Annotated in this window: 11 protein-coding genes; 6 read left to right on the top strand and 5 right to left on the bottom strand. The window is 57.6% G+C overall.

The genetic code is table 11. The features are described from left to right. Positions 1-166 precede the first annotated feature (166 nt). The 5 genes from ACTZWT_RS15590 (at position 167) to ACTZWT_RS15570 (ending at position 6,139) form a co-directional block, all read left to right on the top strand. Positions 167-814: a hypothetical protein gene (locus ACTZWT_RS15590; protein ID WP_444770582.1), complete on the top strand. Its 648-nt coding sequence runs from the start codon at positions 167-169 to the stop codon at positions 812-814. Continuing rightward, on the top strand, positions 814-1,389 hold the full coding sequence (locus tag ACTZWT_RS15585) for a hypothetical protein (protein ID WP_444770581.1): 576 nt from the start codon (positions 814-816) through the stop codon (positions 1,387-1,389). The genes ACTZWT_RS15590 and ACTZWT_RS15585 overlap by 1 nt, the downstream gene beginning before the upstream one ends. Further along, positions 1,386-1,748 (top strand): hypothetical protein, encoded by a 363-nt coding sequence (locus ACTZWT_RS15580; RefSeq protein ID WP_444770580.1) that lies wholly within the window; start codon positions 1,386-1,388, stop codon positions 1,746-1,748. Before ACTZWT_RS15585 ends, ACTZWT_RS15580 begins: the two co-directional genes overlap by 4 nt. A 306-nt stretch (positions 1,749-2,054) precedes the next feature. Continuing rightward, complete coding sequence (locus tag ACTZWT_RS15575) at positions 2,055-3,623, top strand: hypothetical protein (protein ID WP_444770579.1); 1,569 nt, start codon at positions 2,055-2,057, stop codon at positions 3,621-3,623. After that, on the top strand, positions 3,623-6,139 hold the full coding sequence (locus ACTZWT_RS15570) for a hypothetical protein (RefSeq protein WP_444770578.1): 2,517 nt from the start codon (positions 3,623-3,625) through the stop codon (positions 6,137-6,139). The genes ACTZWT_RS15575 and ACTZWT_RS15570 overlap by 1 nt, the downstream gene beginning before the upstream one ends. 689 nt (positions 6,140-6,828) lie before the next feature. Here the strand turns inward: ACTZWT_RS15570 and ACTZWT_RS15565 are convergent. Continuing rightward, the gene (locus tag ACTZWT_RS15565) at positions 6,829-7,185 is read right to left on the bottom strand and encodes an antibiotic biosynthesis monooxygenase family protein (RefSeq protein WP_444770577.1); all 357 of its coding nucleotides are present in this window, start codon (positions 7,183-7,185) and stop codon (positions 6,829-6,831) included. 156 nt (positions 7,186-7,341) lie between these two features. Here ACTZWT_RS15565 and ACTZWT_RS15560 point away from each other — a divergent pair, with 156 nt between their 5' ends. Beyond that, positions 7,342-8,064 carry an SOS response-associated peptidase gene (locus ACTZWT_RS15560; protein ID WP_444770576.1) on the top strand — a complete coding sequence of 241 codons (723 nt, stop codon included), beginning with the start codon at positions 7,342-7,344 and terminating at the stop codon, positions 8,062-8,064. A 5-nt stretch (positions 8,065-8,069) separates the two neighbouring features. Here ACTZWT_RS15560 and ACTZWT_RS15555 read toward each other — a convergent pair whose 3' ends face one another. From ACTZWT_RS15555 to ACTZWT_RS15540, 4 genes are all read right to left on the bottom strand, one after another. Next, positions 8,070-9,200: a DUF4238 domain-containing protein gene (locus tag ACTZWT_RS15555; protein ID WP_444770575.1), complete on the bottom strand. Its 1,131-nt coding sequence runs from the start codon at positions 9,198-9,200 to the stop codon at positions 8,070-8,072. 101 nt (positions 9,201-9,301) lie between these two features. Further along, positions 9,302-10,786: a hypothetical protein gene (locus ACTZWT_RS15550; RefSeq protein ID WP_444770574.1), complete on the bottom strand. Its 1,485-nt coding sequence runs from the start codon at positions 10,784-10,786 to the stop codon at positions 9,302-9,304. Then, positions 10,786-15,672: an ATP-binding protein gene (locus ACTZWT_RS15545; protein WP_444770573.1), complete on the bottom strand. Its 4,887-nt coding sequence runs from the start codon at positions 15,670-15,672 to the stop codon at positions 10,786-10,788. The genes ACTZWT_RS15550 and ACTZWT_RS15545 overlap by 1 nt, the downstream gene beginning before the upstream one ends. A 265-nt stretch (positions 15,673-15,937) precedes the next feature. Beyond that, entirely contained in the window at positions 15,938-19,639 is a 3,702-nt protein-coding gene (locus ACTZWT_RS15540) for an SNF2-related protein (protein ID WP_444770572.1), read from the bottom strand. Positions 19,640-19,817: the final 178 nt, after the last annotated feature.

Here is a 19,817-nt window from a genome sequence, read left to right as displayed (position 1 = left end):
CCTCTGCTACCACTCCAAACCGACGAAACAGAATTTCTTAATCTGTTCACGGTTTCGACTCTTTACGGAAGATTCCAGAGCCCTGTAGGATTCATTCGGCAGGACGTGCCGCGTCCTACGCAGATTTTTCGAAATACCAATTTGTTTCAGATGGATGGGGGGCGATATGCCGGGCCTCATACGAACAACTGCGCCTGAAAACCGGAGAGCGGCGGCGCTGTTCGCCGCCTCGACGTCGGAATTGGGAGCGGCGTTGCCGCCGCCTCCCCTTGATATCGAAGCGATATTTCCGGCGGAGGTCATGCGGCGGCTGCGGCACCGCTGGAGCGGGGCAAAGGCCACCGACGCGGAATGGAGCCATGCACCACAGCTTTTCACTGAAGACGACCGGTTCAATCTCTCGCCATCATTCCGCTATGCATTGGCAAAGCTGCTCAATGACGGCGAGGACGTGCTGTGCCCGGCGGAGCCGGAGCGGCATCATGACTATGCCTTGTTATTATCGGCGTTCGGCTCATGTCTCGGCCCGGTGATTCACGGCTATGTCGGCGAATTGGCCGAGCCGCCCCACCCGCTTGTGGTGCTGCTGACCCGTGACTGGTGGGTGATGGATCTGGCGCGCAAGGAATATGTGATCGGGCCCCTTCGATCTTACCAAATGCTTGGCCCAAGCGGGGCGGCGCTGTCGCTCATGCGCCCTGTGCGCGCAGCCCCGTCACGTCCGGCAAACCTGCCCGCGCCGGTCGGCCGCTATATCAGCATGCAGGAATTGCACGATCTGGCAGGAGGGCCGCGTCAGCGGCAGGAGCCATGATGTCAGCTCTATCACGACGAACCGTCTTAACCGGCCTTGGCGCGGCCGCGCTGTCCACGGCGCTGCCCGCAACTCCCATGGCATCCTACAGACCATTCCGCCCTTCGATCGAAGGCTTGCTTGGCGCGAAGCGAATGGTCGCGCTGCGTGAGATGTTCAGGGCGCAAGACGACAGGATCATCAACTCGATCAATGAGACCGCATTGCTGGACGACCACAACCGCTTCCGCGTGTCACAGGATTTTCGGGACAAGTGGGTGCAGTTTGTGCTGCATGACACGCCATTCGAGCAGCTTGTGGATTTTGACGACCTGATCGAGGCATCCGACGGCCAACGCTATGTTCAAGCCAAGGTCGAGGAAAGCCTTATCATGGTCTTTCATCGGTTTGAGATGATCGATCCCGAATTTGAAGACAGCGTCCCGGAACCCTACCCATGGCGGATTTGCTGGTGGCGCGGTGACGACTGGAAAAAGGCCGGTTGGCATGATCCATCGGACGACCGGTACTGGCTTCGCTCCCCGACGCTCTACAGCTTCAAACTGGCCTATTGGGGCCAGTATTTGAACGCATGAGCATCTCCCGGCGAAAGGTCCTGGCGGGTCTCGGCGGCATAGCGGCGACCGCCGCCCTGCCCCATGCTCCCGCAATCGCAACCGAACTGGCGATGCCGACGCTGGAAGAGGCCTTCGGCGAGCCGCGCATGGAATGGCTCAACGGGCTGTTTCGGGCGCGCTATCTTCCGCTGATCAGCGACGTGGTCGAGGAGGCGATATTTGATCGACCGGGGCATTTCCGGGCGTCGGCTGAATTCCGGGCTGGCATGACGCGGTTTCTCTGCGACGGCAGGCCCGTTCAGATCTTCATCGAAATCGAGCCTCCAAGTCTTACGCTCCATGCCCTTCCGCGAGCAGCATTGGAGGCGTTGTTCTGATCGGCACAAGAACCGCCGCGCACACGAGCGCCAGAATTGCCAACATGGACCAAGGCCGCCTCACGGCCTTCTCCTGCTGCCGATCGCCCCGCCGATTTCCCTGAATGCTATATTTTCACGCGAGGATTTCAGCCATTCGCAGCCGAAAAGAGCCTCATCGAAGGACTAATTCAAACCTAACCGAAAGATGACGAAAAGGTCGATGGTTGCATCTATCGCTAGTTCAATTAAGTGGGCAGAATGTTTTTAGATTCGTCATGCGCTGCTGGCTGTTATGCAGGACCTTCGGGTGGGGAGACGGGCAAATTGAACGTCGTAACGAAACTCAACTATCCCGAATGGACCGACTACCAGAAGAAGAACGGGCTTGATCCGTTGGGGATGCAGAATAGCAGTGTCAATCTATATCAGACGCTGCTTCCTGGCATAGGCAACGTGACGCTGCGGGTCCGGTACTATGGTCTGTATGCCTGGCTGAGTTGGATTTACGCCAGACGGATCGGCGATACCGATCCGAAGAGCTGGCAGCAATTTATTCGCCGCACCGAAGCGCTTTATGCGCTGATTGCCCAGCGCCGCGGCGAGAATGGCGGCATAGCAGGCACGGACTGGGCCAGAGACACGCTGCGAGACCTCACGGGCAAAACGATTGACTTCTCGGCTGCCGCCGAAATCAAACGGCCAAACTATTTCGCCGTGAAATGGGGAGCCTACGGCCTCGCATACGCGAGCCAACTCTTCCAGATCGGCATCCTTGACGACTCGCCGGAACACCAGATTGCGGTGCCCAGCGCCGCCATGGGTGAAAAGCTGGCCAAAGCTTTTGAGAACGAACTCGGCGAGCTGTCCGGACCATTCCTGGGTGTGATCAAGCGGGCCAAGGTTTCGTTGAACGAGCTTGACCGGTTTGCAAAGCTTGCCCCTTCCGAAATCCGAAAGACCGCCCCCGAACGACGGCTGTATGAAGACATTCTGTTTGCGCGGGCTCGTTCAGAGAATGCTGACGACACCTCACGCCGTTTAAGCCTGCTCCTGATCCTCAAAATTGCCGACCAATTAAAACGAAGCCCTGACGCGGATGATGTCCGATGGATGCTTTACGCGGGCAAGGGTCAGGACGGGTCCGCTTTCGATCCCGGCACAAGCGAATTGGAGGCGCAGGCAAAACGCTGGCGCGTCTATCACGCCAACGATCTCTGTCATGTTGCTCTCGAATGCCTACTCAAATTTCTGCTGGATCAACTCGGCCACGAGCCACGCGGGATCGATCCATCAGCGCTGATTGCTCGCTGCGGGAAGGCGATTGCCGACGCTCAAAAGCGTCTCCCGTCCTCATGGAACGACTTTGTCAGCGGACTGACGTTGGCTGACAATCCGAACGATCCGAGCGTAGAGGAGAGTGAGTTCTCAATAGCACGCAAGATCATGGCCGTGCGGAGCGATAAGGCCTATTGCTCGGCAGAGGTGGCGGGGCAAGCGCTTGTACTTCTGGGCATTCTTCATAAGCGCTTTCGTGAGAGCGAGGAAGACATCACCAATGAGCTGCGCGGTCTCGACCCGTCAGCATTTCATTCGTTGCTTACGGAGGGGCGATGGCTCGACCGGCACGGCGACACGCCATTTGTCGAGGCCATATCGCGTATTCTTGACGAGCGCGTCTTGCACCGGCACCTGTGGGTGGCGCTCCGCAAATTTCAGCGTGGGGACTACACATTCCTGATCGAGACCGACGACGGTTTGATCCGTATGCGGGGCAAGGACGGGCCCGTTTACACGAATCCGCGGCTCGGCCCCGCAATCCGGTTTCTTCACGACATCCATCTTATCAGCGACAATGGGCTCACGGCTCGGGGCGCGGAGGTTCTGAGAAAGTGATGAGGCTGTACGAGCGATTTGGGGAGCGCGGCTACCACACCAGCATTATCACGACGTTCGGGATCGACTTCGACGTTTACGAGAACGTGGTGCTGCATCGCCTCCGGGGCGCTGGCTGCCACAACAACATTCTTCTCTGCGACGGCGCTCTTCTCGCGCAAAGCCTCGCAAGCCTCGTAACATTGCCGCGCTCCGCTGGACGGCTCTACACAGCAAACGGCACCAGGGCTGCGGGGGTTTTCCATCCCAAGCTGGTCATTCAGCTTGGTCGCGACGGCGGACGTATGATTGTCAGTTCTGCCAACATGACTGCCACCGGGCTGGCCGGAAACGTGGAGCTGGCCGGAGAATTCGTGTGCGGAATAGAGGATTCTGGCGAACAGCGTCTGATTGCTCAGGCATGGTCCTATGTGATGCGCCACTGTGACAGGACGGGACAGGCTCTGGACGCTCAGCTTTCATGGGCGGAAGCCCGAACAGCCTGGCTCCGCCGCGCCCAAAAGGCGAGCGGTCCCGTTGCGCTTACGGATGAAACGGCAGCGGCACTTTTCACTACGGGCGAACCGACCGGCATCGCTGAGCGCTTTCTTGCCCAGATAGAGAAGAGACCTGTCAAGCGGCTGGTCGTCGTCAGCCCCTATTGGGATGATCGCCTGAACGCTCTGGACTATCTAGCCAAGTCGCTATCGCCCACAAAGATTGACCTGCTCATCGACTTTGATGCGAAGCTGTTTCCAGTCAAGGCGCTGAAGAAGTTCGCGAACGTCCGGCTGTTCGATAGGAAGGGATTTCGGAAAGGCCGCTTCTTGCATGCCAAGGCCTTCATCGCCCAGACGAAGGATGCAGATCATGTCCTGTATGGCAGCGCGAACTGCACCGTCGCCGCTCTGGGCGTGAACGGCGTCACGGGTAATAATGAAGAGGTAAGCGTGTATCGGCGCTTCCCGGCGGGAACTGCGCTTGAGGCGCTCGAATTGAAGGGCTTGCTCGATCCTGGCTTGGAGGTTGATCCAAAAGACCTGAAGGAGAGCGAGCATAGTGACGACCTCGATCTGGAGGAATGGCACAGCCGTTCTCCCGGGCGCTTCGAGTGCAGCTACGAGTTTCTATTCTGGACGCCTCCGGAAGATATCGATCCCGATTCTGCAATGATTGTTCTGCTTAACGGCCATGGAAACGAGCTCCCATGCTCGCTCACTCCCGCCGGGAACAACAGAAGCGGTCAGCAATATCATGTTAAGGGGCTAGCGGACCGGCCCGCATTTGCAAAGCTAAGGCATGCCGACGGAACGGAATCCGCGCTGGCAATTGTGACATTGATCGACAAGATCCGGGAGGCGGCAAAGGAAGCACGATCCAGACAGGCGGAGAACGCCGCATCACAGCTTTCCGAAGAAACCGAGGTGACGCTTCTTTTGTTGGACGTTCTCGACCAACTGGAGTCCGCAGAGCGGCATCAGAACGGTGATCTCCGTAAGACTTCAATCGCAAAAAGCCGAAAGAACGGCGGTGGAACGGATGACAGCGCGCCAGCGCATTATCCTACGCTTTCCTATGAACAGTTCATTGCCGGGCGGACGCCACGCGCGCAGGACTCAACCATACCAAGAAACAGCCTCGGAGGCAGCGACGTCTCGCTCGTACGCGGCTTCCTCAATCGTATTCTCAGGCTCGGCGATGAGGCGCATGCGACCATTGAAGACGAAAGGACGCTCGATAGGGCTTTCGATCTCGGCGACGAGACGGCAAATGCCGAAGAGGCAATCGGACGCGGCACCAGCTTCGAAACAGCGGACGACGACAGGTCCCCGGAAGAGAAGGTCCGCGAGGAACAGCGCCGCAAGACCGCACAGAGGAAAGCGACACGCGGTCAGATCGCGACTGCCGTTTCAGCGTTCAATGCAAGGATACTGGAGAACAAGTCTGGTAACAAATTATCGACCATCGACATCCTCAGGCTTCGCTCACTATTGACCGTCATTGCTGCCGCCGGGTGGGCCGGTCGCGATGCGGATCAGAACGATCTGATCGGGAGGACGTCACTTCAAGTCCTGCCCGTCGAGGATTGCGGTGATAGCTGGCCTCGCCTCATGGGGCGAGTTCTGTTTGCTTTCTTTGACGGTAACGATCCAGCCATCCGGCATGTAGTGATCGATGCCTTGCATAAGCAGTTCACGGACGACCTGATCGAATGTTGGGCAACCTGCTTTTGGTGTCTTCAGGCCAGTCTTTGCGCACCGTATACCAAGGCTGAACGCGCAGCGCTTCACCCCTATCTTCTCAGATTGGCAGAGCGAGTTTTCCGCCTGACCGGCTTCAAACGCAGCGAGGAACTTCAATCACCGGAAATTGTCGTAGTGATGGAGAAGATGAGCGAACGGTTTGGCGCGCCGCTTGGCGTTAATCCAGGTGTGCTAGCCAAAAGTCATGATGCGCTCATACGTTCGATCTTTGAGCCGCGCGAGAAGCATGCTCCCCAACGGGACGACAACTCTCTGCTGGCGCCCCTTGAATGAGCGAGTTCGGCGTCAAGACCTTCATTTCGGCCTCCGTCGGGCGAAGCCGCTGCGGCTGGAGGCAGTACAGGAAATCGGCAGACGCTGGGCGGTGGCAGTGAATATGGCGCGGCAGTCGTTCTTCAGAACGGTAAGCTCCGCGCCAGTTCCTATTCAGTCTGGTGGCGCTGGTGGCAGGGTGACGATTGCCAAAAGGTCGGCTGGGAGTTCCCTCCAAGGGAGCGCAAAAAGCGATCGCCGGGCTTCCAGGGCCTGAGCTCCAGTGTCGTGAGATCCCGGCACGCGCGGGCCGTCAACCTGAGGGTCACTCCTTCAATGAGAGGCGAACCATGTGGTTGGGCACACAAGTGACCACAACCATCGCCGATCTGCTGCATTTCCAGTCGGTTCCATTCCCTTCGCCGAGCATCAATGGAGGCGATGTCCTGATCGGAACTAGAACCGCTGCGCAGACGAACGTTAGAACTGCCAACATGGACCAAGGCTGTTTCATGGCCGTCTCCTGTTGCCGAATGCCCCGCCAATTCCCTGAATGCTTTTCTATCAGGCGAAGGTTTCAGCCCTTCTTCGCAGCCAAGAGAAATGGCTTCATGGGACAGGACGAATGTTTCGTGTGCGTCGGCAACGAAACATTACTGGCACTCCGCCAAATAACGCGATGAGAGCCTTCGAGCCGAAGCTTGCAATCCTCAAATAATCACGTCGTGCAAGACTCTGCTGTCATTCGGCGCCTCTTCCCGGCGATCAACCATGCCGTAGTCACGCACGACGGCGGCAACTCTCAAACGATAGTCGCTAAAGATGCCATTCCTTCCAGCCTTCTGCGTCGCGCGGTGGCTGGCTTGGCAGCGCCACCCGGCGACCGCGATCTCGTCCCGCCAGAACGAAACCGACAGCAGTTTTTCCGGATTGGTTAGGCTTTGGAACCGCTCGACCGAGATGAAACCGTCCATCTGTTCCAGATCGCTTCTCAAGCGCGCGGCATGCTCCAGATATTCGCCCTTGCGGCCCTCTGCCGGGAGCACTTCAAAGATAACTGCTATCATGCAGACCTCCCTTGCACTTTGCAAATTGGTTGCCAGAGCGCGGTCCGCCAACGTCCCACCACGACGGCCTCGGCAACAACGCTCGTACGGCAATGCTGGAATACGTCGTCGGCAAACGACTTTTGCAGCTTACACGATTTCACCTAGAATGGTCGCATGTGCAATCTCTACAGCCTCACCAAGGGACAGGCCGCGATCATCGCGCTGGCACGCGCGATGCGAGATATCACCGGCAACCTGCCCCAGATGCCGGGTATCTTCCCGGACTACAAAGCACCCGTGGTCCGCAATGCACCGGATGGCGTCCGTGAACTTGCAATTGCTCGCTGGGGCATGCCGTCCTCGCAATTCGCGCTGCTGGAAGCGACCAAGAAGCGCGCCGCCAAGCTGGAAGCCAAGGGAGTGCCGGTCGATTTCACGGAATTGCTGCGGATGGAGCCGGACAGCGGCACCACGAATATCCGCAACACCTCAAGCAAGCATTGGAAGCCCTGGCTTGGTGTAGAAAATCGCTGCGTCGTGCCCTTCACCTCGTTTAGCGAGTTCAACAAGGCCGAAGGCGGCGACGTCTGGTTTGCCCTGGACGAAAGCCGCACTTTGGCGGTCTTCGCCGGTATTTGGACGAACTGGACCTCGGTGCGGAAGGTCAAGGAAGGCGAGACGACGAATGATCTCTTCGGATTTCTGACCACCGACCCAAACAATGTCGTCGGTCCCATTCATCCGAAGGCCATGCCGGTGGTCCTCACCGACCCTGCCGAGATCGAGACTTGGCTGACCGCACCCACAGACGAAGCCCTCAAGCTCCAGCGTCCTTTGGCAGACGGTGTCTTGCGAATTGTCGCTCGCGGCAAGAGAGAAGACGGCGTCGCAGACTAACTGGTTCACTGGCCAGAGGATGATTTCGCCCGGCAAGCACACGCAGCGAATTCAAAGAACTCTTCTGGCTTCGCCTTTCCTTTGGACAACAGGATACCGAAGCGTTCGACGACGTCGAGATATTCCTTGTCGCGCACTGGCGCGGAACGGAAGTCGTGACGCGGAAACTTCGGATGTCTGCGAAGCTTCATGAAGCTCAGTCTCAGGCGAACATTTAGCCCAGGCCGGAACTCATGCAAGATGGTTGATTGCTTGTCGACTGACTTTCCGACCCGGATTTCATGTTCTGAGACAGAACTCTTCTCGGCTCTTCGGCGCGGAATGGTCGTTGGCGCTTGAGCTTGAACCGACGCTTCATCTCCCTGGCAGAAATATACGTTCTCATGGGCGTTCAACCACTGCAATGCGTTGATTCTCGCGATATCATCGGTGGACTCTATTGTCACCGAACGCGCACGCTTATCGCCAACCTTGTACGTCTGGCCATCGTAAAGGAGGCACGCCACCTTTCGGGACAATGGAAGCAGCACTTGCAAACCTGCTTGTCCCCAACCGGTGTGCCCGGAATAGTCGTTGCCCTCAAAGAGCTGGTTGTGCCGCACAACCGGGTTGTCGGACGTAATAAAGCCGTGCGCCGTTTCATTCCAAAGAAGTTTGAGCTTGAGATCATACACAATCGGAACAACCCGACTTGCCGCCTGCACCGCGATTAAGATCGGGTTCTCAAAGCCGATCCGGTAGCCGTCCAGATCCCCAACTTGCTCGCTGTACACGGTCCTGAAAAATTTGTCCGTCGCCTCCGCCTCGGCTTCGGCCTGAAAGGCGGTCCGTGCCGACTGAAGCACCATAAAGTGAGAGAGGATGATGTGCTCGGGAGTCATCGGCGTCAGAGCTGCCTCACGATCATGGATGAGGTCTTTTATGACCAGCGCTGCGCTACCCTCCATCTTCGAAAATGCATGTTCGAGCTTAGGATCCTTTCCGTAGAAATAGTCCCGGTAACATTGATTGCTTAAGTTTCCGCCCGGCACGAGACGCCTGGATGCGACATTGAAGATGCCGATGCTCTTTTGATCTTTGGAAAAATTCCGAAGGTAGAACTTCGGAACGAAGTGATGCTTCTTGTTCTGAGGCATGCTTACCTCCACAATCCGATTGGTATGGCGACAGCCCCAACGCTCTAGGGCTGACGTCGATGCCCTTGGCTACCGCGTACCGAGAGGCCTTCCTAAAAACGTCATTCCAAGACAGCGACTTCCGCCGGCGCATCGACGTCAGGACCGATTACCGTCCCGCAGGGGCGGTGACTCCCGACGTCCCAGCAGATCGGCTCAAAAACGCACACTTTGCAACACATGTAATCCTCGAACGCCTGTAACTTGCACGTCTGAACTCGGCGTCCGTGTATTTGACGATGGGCGCAATGATGGCTCTCGCCTGACACAAAATAGGCGGCGGGATCGAGTGTCGGTGAGAGGACGGGGTTCTCGCCAACTTCTTCGCCGATTTTGCGGCAGGCAGCCCAATCATGCCCTATGCAAGACCCCGCTTGCCCCTCCATCAGATAGTGCGGCACGTCACCGGTAACGAGAATGAATTGCTCTGCATCGTGAGGCCATTCCTTAACGAACCTTCTATCGCCAACACCGATGGCGCCATCAACATGTGTGGACATTCCTCTTGTGGGAGGCGTCGGAAATCCTGGGAACTCGGCTATCGATGATGCTTGCGGCAAAGACGGCAAGAACGTCTTGAGCTTGGCAAGCAAAGCGTCTGACAGACTTCCGACGTCCACCCGATGCTGGGCCACTCTGTCCCCACGGCTCGGCACAGTCTCGCGGCCAACGCTGCGGTCGATGATTGTCACCAGGCCCCGATCAGACCTCTCGATGACAGCAGCTGGATAAACCTGTATCTGAGGATGGATATCGAAGGGTGACCCGGATCGCACTCTGCTAACCCACGCAGCCCGAAACACTCTGCGCACCGAGGCGTCTGACGCATGCGCCAGAATCTGCTCGCAATTGATATAGACCGGCGGATCACGAACAAGCTGGCTTCTTGCCAGCAGATCAAATATCTCTCCTGAAAACTCTACATAGTTTTCGATGTCGAAGATGAGTATCCTTGAGGGTTCAACATCGCTATCTGCGATGAAGGCGTTCGCAGGATCTGTGAACACAACAAGCCACCGGCCTGAGCTGATCGCAACCTTGGGTACAACGTGCCCGCTTTGCACATGCATGCCTCGGACATAATCGACCAGCTTGCCCAACCATTCGTACCATTCCTTCAGCACCGGACGACTTGCCTCGTCGCCTTTCGCTTTGCAATGCGTTATGGCTGCTGCAATGAGTTGTGAGTGGCTCTTGTTCCGGTCGGAAGAGCGTGCCGCCGCCACCAAAGGCTTGCTCCACGCCTTTGCCTCGAAGATGAGAAGTGGCAATCGCTCCTCAGGGTGGGCCCCAACGTAATCCAAGAAAAGCGTAGTCTCACCATGGATGCGCGCTTCTTCCACGACGTCGTAGTCAAGATTGCTTAGGTCCCAGCCAAGCGCTTCGAGGAAACCGTCCAGGAAATGCTTGCGTGTCGTATGTTCGAGCGGCGGTTCGTCTACCGCTCCAATGAACGGCGCCACTGCGTCTGGCGCGATCTTCCTCTTGAAGCTGCGGATCAGCTCTTCGAGCGTACGCTTGAATCTGGCTTTCTCGCGCGTGACCATTACTGGAGCAATTCCGGCAGGCGGTACAGCAACCTACGCGCTGAAGGCCAACCGGCCTCGATGAAGACATCCAGACATTCAATAAGTCGGCCTCGCCGCTGGTCGTCCTCAAATATCTCCTTGTGATCGGCAAGGAACCTAGCAACGACAGCGACAACCCGGTCGGCTCCCAGTGATTCGAATTGGTAGCCGAACATCTTGCCCGCACCCAGAAGTGCGTTTGCGACCAGATCAAATACTGCTGCGGGATCGGCAGGGATCAAGAATTCATAGAGTTCGACGAGGTGGTGCAGAGTCTCTGGCATCGCTACTGCGGCGATCCGTTCAAGAATATGCTTCACCTCGGTGAGGAACCGCAGCTTATCTTCAGCCTTTGCTATCCCCCGGTCTTCGTCGGAATTGTGCGTTCGAAACGCACCTGACGAAAAATAGAACTGATTGCACACATGGTTGAGTATTCTGCCAATTGCAGTCGCCGCCTCTCGATCTTCCTCGGTGGCCGTATCGATGTACTTTTGGAACCGTGAGGCTGTCGCATCCACAATCCACCACGCCATCTCGTGGGCGCGATGGCGAATTTGATTGTCCTTTTCTTTGCCGGTCTCGTATCCAAGGATCACCGCACCGCGCAGCATCGAAGCCGCATGCCTGATCTGCTCGTCATACCGAACCGGATCAGTCAGCCATCTCTTCAACGTCTGCTGTGAACGATCAGCCGCGTAAAGAAGCCACAGGAGCCCCATCAGCCCCCCGATCTGCTCGCTCAACTCACGTCCGGACTCGGCCTGCCGTTTCTCATCACGCTCCGCCAACGCCAACACATGATCTTCAACTCGATTAGGAGCTGCATGTATGAGCCGGAGGAGGACGCTGCTGGCGAAGAAACGAAGCACACTTGTGTTCTGCTCCGTGGAGACAACCCTCTCGATCAATTGCCACATGAGCGGTCGATCGGTATTCCAGAGAGAATTCAAGCGCTGCGCCACCGCCATTCGTACAGCGGGGTGCGGGTCGGCGAGCAACGCAATAAGGGTCGGCTTCAGTCTCTCAAGACTCGCAGGCGAGGTGCTAAGCACCGTCATGAGCGGCTCTACCACGTCAATTCGCGGCGACGGCGATCCCCAAGACGGCGACTCTTCAAATTGGCGCTCCGTGTCATCCAAGACTTGCGGGGCTCGATCTTGCGCCAGCCTTTCGATCAGGCTGCTCATCTTGGCCAGACTCTCTAGGCTGTTGCGTCCGGACCTTTTTTCATCGGCGATCAGCTTCCCGAATGCGTCGGAGACGGCACCTACGGCCTGTGATTTCACTTCCTCATGGACATCCGTTGCTGCGTCAACTTCTGCTATAAACGTCCAGAGACGATCGATTTCAGCTCCGGAGTCTCGGGCACTTCTCTCATCATCGTTCGAATGGAAGTCCTTCTTGAGCTTCGCTGTTTCTTCAATCAGACGTGCATTTTCCGGAGAGGATACGTCGGCGCCCTGCTTCCTGAGCCAATATTCGTCATCTATCTCCGAACTGCTAACTATTGTGTGTGATAACCGCTCGTTGGCCGCCCCTCCCCGCTCACTTTCGCTGAGATTGGCCAGAACTCTTCGGGCCTCGTCGGTTACCAACCGGTCTTTGCCAAGCGCTCCGAATATCCGGCCAAGTATGATCTTTCGGGCGTCTTCCGGATTGCTTGCCCACGAGAAATCGAAATTCAGCGCCTCCGCTTCGAACTTCGATCGCTCCTCCTCTGGCTGAAATGGATACTGTGCGACGACGAGATCAATACTGTCCTTCAAAGTGTCCGAGAGCGTAAGGAACTCCTGCCTTGTCGCGATCGGCCAAAGGGGTTTTCCAAGGACATTCACTCGCCGGACACCGGCTAACAATAGCCGCGCCCACAGCACCGCAACCTCGTTTCGGGCGACAATCTCCTCAAGAACCTCCGAAACGGCATCAGGAGAGGCGGAGGCGAGATAATTCAGCAGCGCCCTGAGAAGCGATTGTCCATTGTCTTCATGCTCGTCTTCTGGATTGGACGCCCAAATGTAGCTCCAATCCTGAACCAACGTAATTTGCCGGTGCGCGATGGAAATTGAATTGCGGCGACTATCTTCTTTGATCGGATGCTCTCGCTCAACATAGCCTCGGATTGAATCAACGAGCGCCCTTGCCGCGAAGCGCGGAGTCAACAAGAAAAACTTTGGTAGATACTGAGCCAGCGTCCAGTGCGCCATTTCAAAGTCTTGGCGTCGGTTACTCGTTAGCGAGAGAATGCGACTGTTTCCCAGAGAGGTCGGACTGTCGTCCGTAACCTTTTTCGAAAAGGCCACTCCAAAGATTTCTGCCGCGAACTCCGGCCGCACACGAGCGATCTGATCGATCTTTCGCGTTAGCCAGGGAATGTCATCATGACCATGCGCCTCGAACCGTGAAGGCTCGAAGAGCTTCCGAAGCAGGGTTTGAGATTCCGCGGGATCGCTCGCAAAGGTGTCGCCCACGAAGCCAATGGCAGCGGTCGTGAGGGCATCGGCGGTTGGATTGGCTAGCCCGTAGGACAGCAAGCACCGCGCGGCTTTTCCGAGGTCAGCGCGTTGGCCGTCGCTCAAGGTCCGCTCGGTGAGGAGAAATAGGAGGGTCCTGAGTGGCCACGCAGTCATCTCGATGAAACGACTGAGCTGTTTGGCGAATTTACTCCACGCGCCGACGCTAATCGGAAGTTGGTCTTCGATGCGAACCGAAAGAGAACCGATCAACTGGGATACAGTCGTTCGCGCGTTATGCGCAATTTCCGGTTTTCCTAGCGCATCAATCAGACCGTCGAAATCCTTATCGCCTTCCGGCAGTTCGCAGGCGGTCCGGGCGGCAACGCTCCTTGCAACTGGATCACAGCCGGCATTTCCCGCGATGTTGCAGATGGCTCGCCAGAAATTATCTCGCCCGTCGCCCGAATGTGACCACGTCTCTTGAAGTGAATATACCAGTGCGGGGCCAAGCATGAGCCCCAAACCACTCTCGCGTTTCAAAAGCTTTGCTATGGAAACCTGATCGTCAGGAACAAGGAAGACGCGACTTGCGGCATAGTCGAAGAGAATGTGATGGCGGAATGCGACGTATTTGTCACCCGCGACGGGGATAAGAACGCTCTCGCCGAGCAACGCTTCCAGCCCGGGGACGGTCGCTCCCGCAACCTTAAGTCGGTCGGCTCGCAGTCCGCGGATTGCAACCATCTCGGAGACGACGCTCTTGAGACACAGCTCGGCATTCAGCCCGTGTTTAAGGACGCGGTTCGACCAATAGAGAGAAAGGAGCTGAACCTGGCTTCCAACCTCTCCGAACCTTTCGGCCGCTACTCCATTCGTAATCAGGTCAGCCAAAAGCCTGGTATTGAACGGCACGAGCGCCAGCTCTCGCAACCGAGGCCCACCTTCCGCGATGGCTGTGGCAATCGGCGGCGACGTTTCGAGAACCTGGGCTAATTCCGCGTCCGTCCACAAAGGAATCTTCAAGTGGCGGACGCTGCTGAACAGTGGATCTGCATATTCAGGGAATGGCGGCGTCCCACGAAACAGCCGCTTAAACTGCTCCCCCATCCGCAGATCAAAACTGCGAATGGAAGCAATAACTCTCCATCGTTTGCCGGGAAGAGAAAGGACTTCTGAGATCAATGCTCGAAAGACAGCTTCGCTCCTTCCACCGCGAGCTGCATCAAGAGCATCAATGAACAGAAACGCTGGTTCGGTGCCACCCGGCCAGTTCGCGAGGACGGAGGCGACCGAATTCTGCAAACCCAGCTCACTTCTTAACCCGTCAAGTGTCGATACGGGCAGGCGATCGACGGCAAGTTCAATGACCGGATACCCAGCGTTGCGCATCTTCGCGGCGCAAGCACTGACGACAGCGCTCTTTCCGGCTCCCGGCTCGCCGACGATGAGGAGCGACGCGTCACCAGCCGCCTTCATCACGGCGTCGGTACACGACCGCTCGATCCGGATTTCGAGATCATCGACCTCCGTCTTTTCATAACCTTCTAGGTGCTGCCGAATACGGTCACTATAGTTCTGAAGAACGAGCACGTCTTGACGATAAGCGGGTAGAGCCTTGAGACGTACACCGGCGGCTTCGAGCTGGGATCGCAGTTCGGAGACATCGGCGCCCCTCCTGGTTGACATGAACCGGAGGAATATCTGGCGAAGACCTTCGAAGGCAGCTTCCGCGGACTCTGGGTTAGCGAGAGCTGAGCGCATTAGTTCGATTGATGCAGTCCGGTCCCCACCTAAGAAGTCGAACGGAACAATGCGCAGCAGGCGCAGGATTTCAGAGATCTCGGTGGCGAACGGTTCGCGCCCCTCTACTTCCTTCCAGACCTCGATGATAAGATTGGAGGCGCTATCGATCGCCGCTTGCTGTGCGCCAGTAATAAGGCTTTCACCTTGGCCATGCAGGCGTTCGAGGCCCTTGGTGATGTCGCCGACGAATCCCAGGTTTGAGCCGGACCCTATGGCGATCAGAATACGATCAGTTGAGGGATCTAATGGGCGATCCCAGGCCTTTCCCGAATTGCCATTCCTGCAAACAAGCCACTGACGAACGGCCTGACTGAGACTCTTGCCAAGCGGACTGTCGCGCTTCGTTGATGGAGCAAGATTTGTCTTGGCCTGGACAAAGATGTAGCCGCCGTCTGAGGTGCCAATCAGGACGTCGTCCACCGGCGCATCGGTTTCGCACCTCACCAGAGTAGGAATAGCTGCGCCCAGACCTAGACGGAGATCGAGCTGCCGCCCCGCCAGCATGTGGGCGCCGAACAGGGAAGCCACACTGGCCTGAAACTCCATTCCCGACGCGGTCGCATTGCCGCCAGTTTTGGCGGCAGATTTGGCGGTATTCTCAGGCATTCACTGCTTCCAACTGAGGGAGATTTGGCACGCCTCATGGCGTTCACGCCCAGAGACTCGCTTTTAGCGTGCCACTAAACCGATTTGCACTCCAGATGGCTGCTAAAAGGATGCGATCGCAGTTTGCGGGGCAGCAGAGGCAAAAAGGCCCGCCAGAGTGAGGCTAATTCATTGATATCGCAGTCTAAATATATCGCGTAAGAGAGACTTGAACCTCTGGCCTTCTGGATTATGAACTACGTTAAATTGCGCTTGCCCTCACCGGCTACCTCGCCTCCCAATGTCCCTTGTTTCTTTTCCCCTCGGCGACATGGCCGACAAGGACGCTGTCTGCGATATCGAACACAGCGCCGATCTGATGGACGCGAAGTCCGAGCATAGTTTTCGATTCGGCGCAGGCGGCAAGGTGCTTCTTGGAAGGCGATAGCATTGCGGCTTCAACCCGGCACTTTCCGTTCTTCAGCTCCGCCGTGACCTTTTCGGCGAGCGTCGGCCACACCTCGTTTTGGTCAGCATTCCGCCTGATGCCGTCAAGCAAATCGACGAGTGTCTGAAGCCGGGCTGGCCCCTCCGTTGTGGCGAATTCGACGCGTATGGTGAGCCCCGTGAGCGCGCAGGACCGAATGTCCTCAGGATGTGACCGCTGCCCGCTCCAGAAGCAGGTTTGCGCTTCGGACGGCAGACAGTAGTTGCCGCCAATGGACTTCAACGCCTCGGATTTAAGGACGAACGCTTGTGAAATACTGCTATTCACCAGCAAGCTGTTCAATGCCCGCTTTCCGGTTGCAGCACAGGTTCCAATGACGCCCGGGAGGACGCGCTTTCCGGTGACCTCGCATGTGACCAGGACGCCGGGCCGAACCTTGAACCCCGTAAGCTCGCACGTCTCCGCCTCGTCGGCGGCGAGCGTCTGCCGTGTTTCGTGGCATGTGATGAATTCGCTCTTGTGGCCGGTCTTTCCCGACACATCGGATCTGGCTTCCTCATCATTCCGGTAGGCCTTTCCGGAAAGCTGGCTTGTCTTCATCTCCGATTTCAGGACTTCGGCATCGGTAAAGCCACATTTTCCGAACTGGTCGGGCTCGGCGCGCTTGCCGCTCATTGCCGAGGTTTTCATGAGCGCAGCCGCGACCTGTTTGCCCGTGACGTCAGAAGTCTCAAGTTCATCCTGCAGCACGCGCTTGCCGCTGTAGGCGCACGTCGCCATGAACTCGGGCAGCGCCTTGCGCCTGCTGACCTCGGACACCTCAAGCAGATGACGCAGGGCCGTCGCTCCCGTCGCTTCACAGCGGTCAAGACAGGATGAGGGAACGGTCAGCCCTGTCTTGGAGCACAGTTCGGACGGTGGGGCCTCCACAACCCTCCGCTCATGCGGGCGCACGACGATTTCGGCCTCGTATGATCCCCCTGCCGGGAATCCAAACTTCGCGAGCATCACAAGGTCGCGGGAGGCCGCTCCCTCCAGGCCGACCAGGGAGATATCGAGGCGCGGCGTGAACTCGTCTTCGAGCTTCTTCTTCTTTCTGGCGTCGTCGCCCGCCGCGCCGACTTCAATCTCCCGTCGTTCCTCATAGAAACGGCAGAACTCTTCGACTGCGTCATCCTTTTCGGCAGCGGCGATCAGTCGGTCCCGGCTCAGCCCGATGGTTGCCGGGTCGCGGACCACCTTGCCGATCGGCTCTAACCCTATTGCCGCGGGATGCTCGGCGTAGTCTTCACCTCCGCAGTCCACATCCACAAGACGCTCGTAGCTGTCATGCGCGACTGTGGCGCGAACGCGAAGCAGGGCTTTCCCTTTGTAGAAGCTGCGGACTGTCGTCGCCTTCGCCGATTGCGGCTCCCCGCCGAATGCCTTGATCCACTCCTCCGTCAGTTCCTTGGCGTCCCTGCCGGCAGCGACGTCGGCATCGGAGACACCGTGCGTGCCCGAGGCGATCACGCGCTTGACCAGGCGACGGAAAGCCGGGGCGTCCTGGTCGTAGAGAATGACGCCGGGGCCCTGCGCCTCCGTGTGATTGTCGAAGCGGAAACGTTCGCGGATGTCCCCGCCCCTTGCGAGGTACTGTCCCGGCTTTTCCTCCTCGACAGAGGCGCCCAGCAACCCGAAAGCCGACAGCGTGAATTCCTTTGCGTCCATCGAACGGACGGGCGGCGGCAGCTTCGGGGTTCGCGGCCCGACGTACCCGGCTTCATCCATGCCGCCGAGCAGACTATTGATGTTCTGCTCCTCGCGCTCCAACTCGCGCTTGGCATCCTCGATGCTTTGCAGGGCGAGCGCCATGTCCCGCTCAACGTCTTTCTTGGCAAGTGCGGCGAGTACAAGCGTCAGGATGTGATCCTCAAAGCTGTCGGCGCTGTCCCCCTCGCCGTCATTGTCGATGTCCGTTCCCTGAAGGAGCGCCTCGATGTCCCCGATTGCGTGAGCCGCCATCTGCAGCTTTTCCATCAAGCGCCCGACGATGTAGTGTTCAAAGGTGCCGCTCAGCATGACATTGAAGATGCTGACTTTCTCGTGTTCGGAAGCCAGGCGCTGAATGCGGCCGATGCGCTGCTCGACGATCATCGGATTCCAGGGCAGATCGAAGTTCACCAGGACATTGGCGACCTGCAGGTTGACGCCTTCCGATCCGGCTTCGGTCGAAACGATGACGCGATAGCCGGGCGGGTTCTGCCGGAAGGCTTTGATGGTTTCCTGGTTCTTCTGGCCTGAATCCCCGTTGATGATGCCGACCTTCAATCCGTGGCCTTCAAGGAAGTTCTGGATCGTCGTCTGTGTCTCTCTTCGCGTCGTAAATACGACCAAACGCCAGCTTTCAGGATTCTGTTGTTTGAGGTTTTCGATGAGCTTGCCAAGGCCGGTCAGCTTGGCGCTTGTCGGCATCGTCGTCACGATAGCCTTGACGGCTTGGGCAAGTTCGGGCGGTGCCGTCCCTCTCCGGGCCATGTTCGTGAGCTGCGCCAGAAGGGCATCGGGACTGCTCACCAGGGCTTGCAGAATACCAATCTGCGTGAGCCGATTCATTTTCTTGATCGGTTCGCGTATGACCTCAATTAGCTCCAGCTCCGCCGGTGTGGGAGGCAGTGGGTGCATCCGCACGACACGGGTCGGGAAAGCGAGGCGTGCATCGCCGCGGCGAACCCGCGACATGTAACCATAGACGATTGATCGAAACTCTTCCCGCGCATCCGCCTTGAGCTGCCGCGCCTGATCCCTTTCATCGGCAATGAAACGCCGGGCGAACATTCCGGCGCTGCCGAACGGGTTCTCGTGGCCGCGCGCAACGGTCAGGAGATCGACCAACGAGTAGAGATCCCAGAGACGGTTCTGGATCGGCGTGGCCGTCAGCATCAGGACGAACTTGAACCGCCGGTCTTGCAGGGCCTTGTGAAATTTCTTGGCCACCTGGGGCGGATTGGGAACGCCATGCAGGTTTCGAAGCTTGTGGGCTTCATCCAGGATCAACATGTCGAAGCGGTCTTCAGGCAGCTGTTCCAGATACAGCCGCGCCGAATTGTAAGTGGTGATCACCGCGCCGAGTTCATCATGGTTGGCCGTGAGCAATTCCCTTCCGGTCGCCACAATCCCCGGAATGCCGAATTTGGTTTCGAGCTCCTCCTTCCACTGCGGGCCGAGCAATTTCGGGCAGACGACCAGCACCTTGCTTACGCGCGCGCGTGCTGCCAGTTCGCTGACAATCAGCCCGGCACTGATCGTCTTGCCGAGACCGACATCATCCGCCAGCAATGTGACCGGTAGCCTGCGGCAGAAGGTCATCAGGTTTGTCACCTGATGATGGTACGGCTGAAGATGCTCTCGCCAACGCGGTGCCGACCGGACATCCTCTTCGCTGTCGATAACGATCGGCTCGGTCAAATCCCATTCGAGGCCCGCGCGGTAAATGCCGTAGTCTTCCGGGCGGCCGACACGGGTCAAAAGGATCGACTGAAATTTCGACGTTGCTGGCACAGACGCCCCGCTTTATCAGCTAACCAATTGCAATACTTTGCCTCTACACACGTCAGCCCGCAAGAACCTATCAATTTGGCTGTTGCTAGGCACTATTATTAGGCTCTACGCTTGGACAAGCTGCTGTCCTCGCGCCTCTCATCGCCCTTGATTATAGAACAGCGAGCCAATGTGTGGA

Source organism: Rhodopseudomonas sp. NSM, assembly GCF_052445935.1.
Taxonomy (GTDB): Bacteria; Pseudomonadota; Alphaproteobacteria; order Rhizobiales; family Xanthobacteraceae; genus Rhodopseudomonas.
This window is presented reverse-complemented; position numbering and strand designations above follow the sequence as displayed.

What these genes read in the sequence shown, in the direction of transcription:
- ACTZWT_RS15590 (WP_444770582.1), top strand. Translation starts at nt 167, where the DNA reads ATGCCGGGCCTCATACGAACAACTGCGCCTGAAAACCGGAGAGCGGCG.
- ACTZWT_RS15565 (WP_444770577.1), bottom strand. Translation starts at nt 7,185, where the DNA reads ATGATAGCAGTTATCTTTGAAGTGCTCCCGGCAGAGGGCCGCAAGGGC.
- ACTZWT_RS15585 (WP_444770581.1), top strand. Translation starts at nt 814, where the DNA reads ATGTCAGCTCTATCACGACGAACCGTCTTAACCGGCCTTGGCGCGGCC.
- ACTZWT_RS15560 (WP_444770576.1), top strand. Translation starts at nt 7,342, where the DNA reads ATGTGCAATCTCTACAGCCTCACCAAGGGACAGGCCGCGATCATCGCG.
- ACTZWT_RS15555 (WP_444770575.1), bottom strand. Translation starts at nt 9,200, where the DNA reads ATGCCTCAGAACAAGAAGCATCACTTCGTTCCGAAGTTCTACCTTCGG.
- ACTZWT_RS15545 (WP_444770573.1), bottom strand. Translation starts at nt 15,672, where the DNA reads ATGCCTGAGAATACCGCCAAATCTGCCGCCAAAACTGGCGGCAATGCG.
- ACTZWT_RS15580 (WP_444770580.1), top strand. Translation starts at nt 1,386, where the DNA reads ATGAGCATCTCCCGGCGAAAGGTCCTGGCGGGTCTCGGCGGCATAGCG.
- ACTZWT_RS15570 (WP_444770578.1), top strand. Translation starts at nt 3,623, where the DNA reads ATGAGGCTGTACGAGCGATTTGGGGAGCGCGGCTACCACACCAGCATT.
- ACTZWT_RS15550 (WP_444770574.1), bottom strand. Translation starts at nt 10,786, where the DNA reads ATGGTCACGCGCGAGAAAGCCAGATTCAAGCGTACGCTCGAAGAGCTG.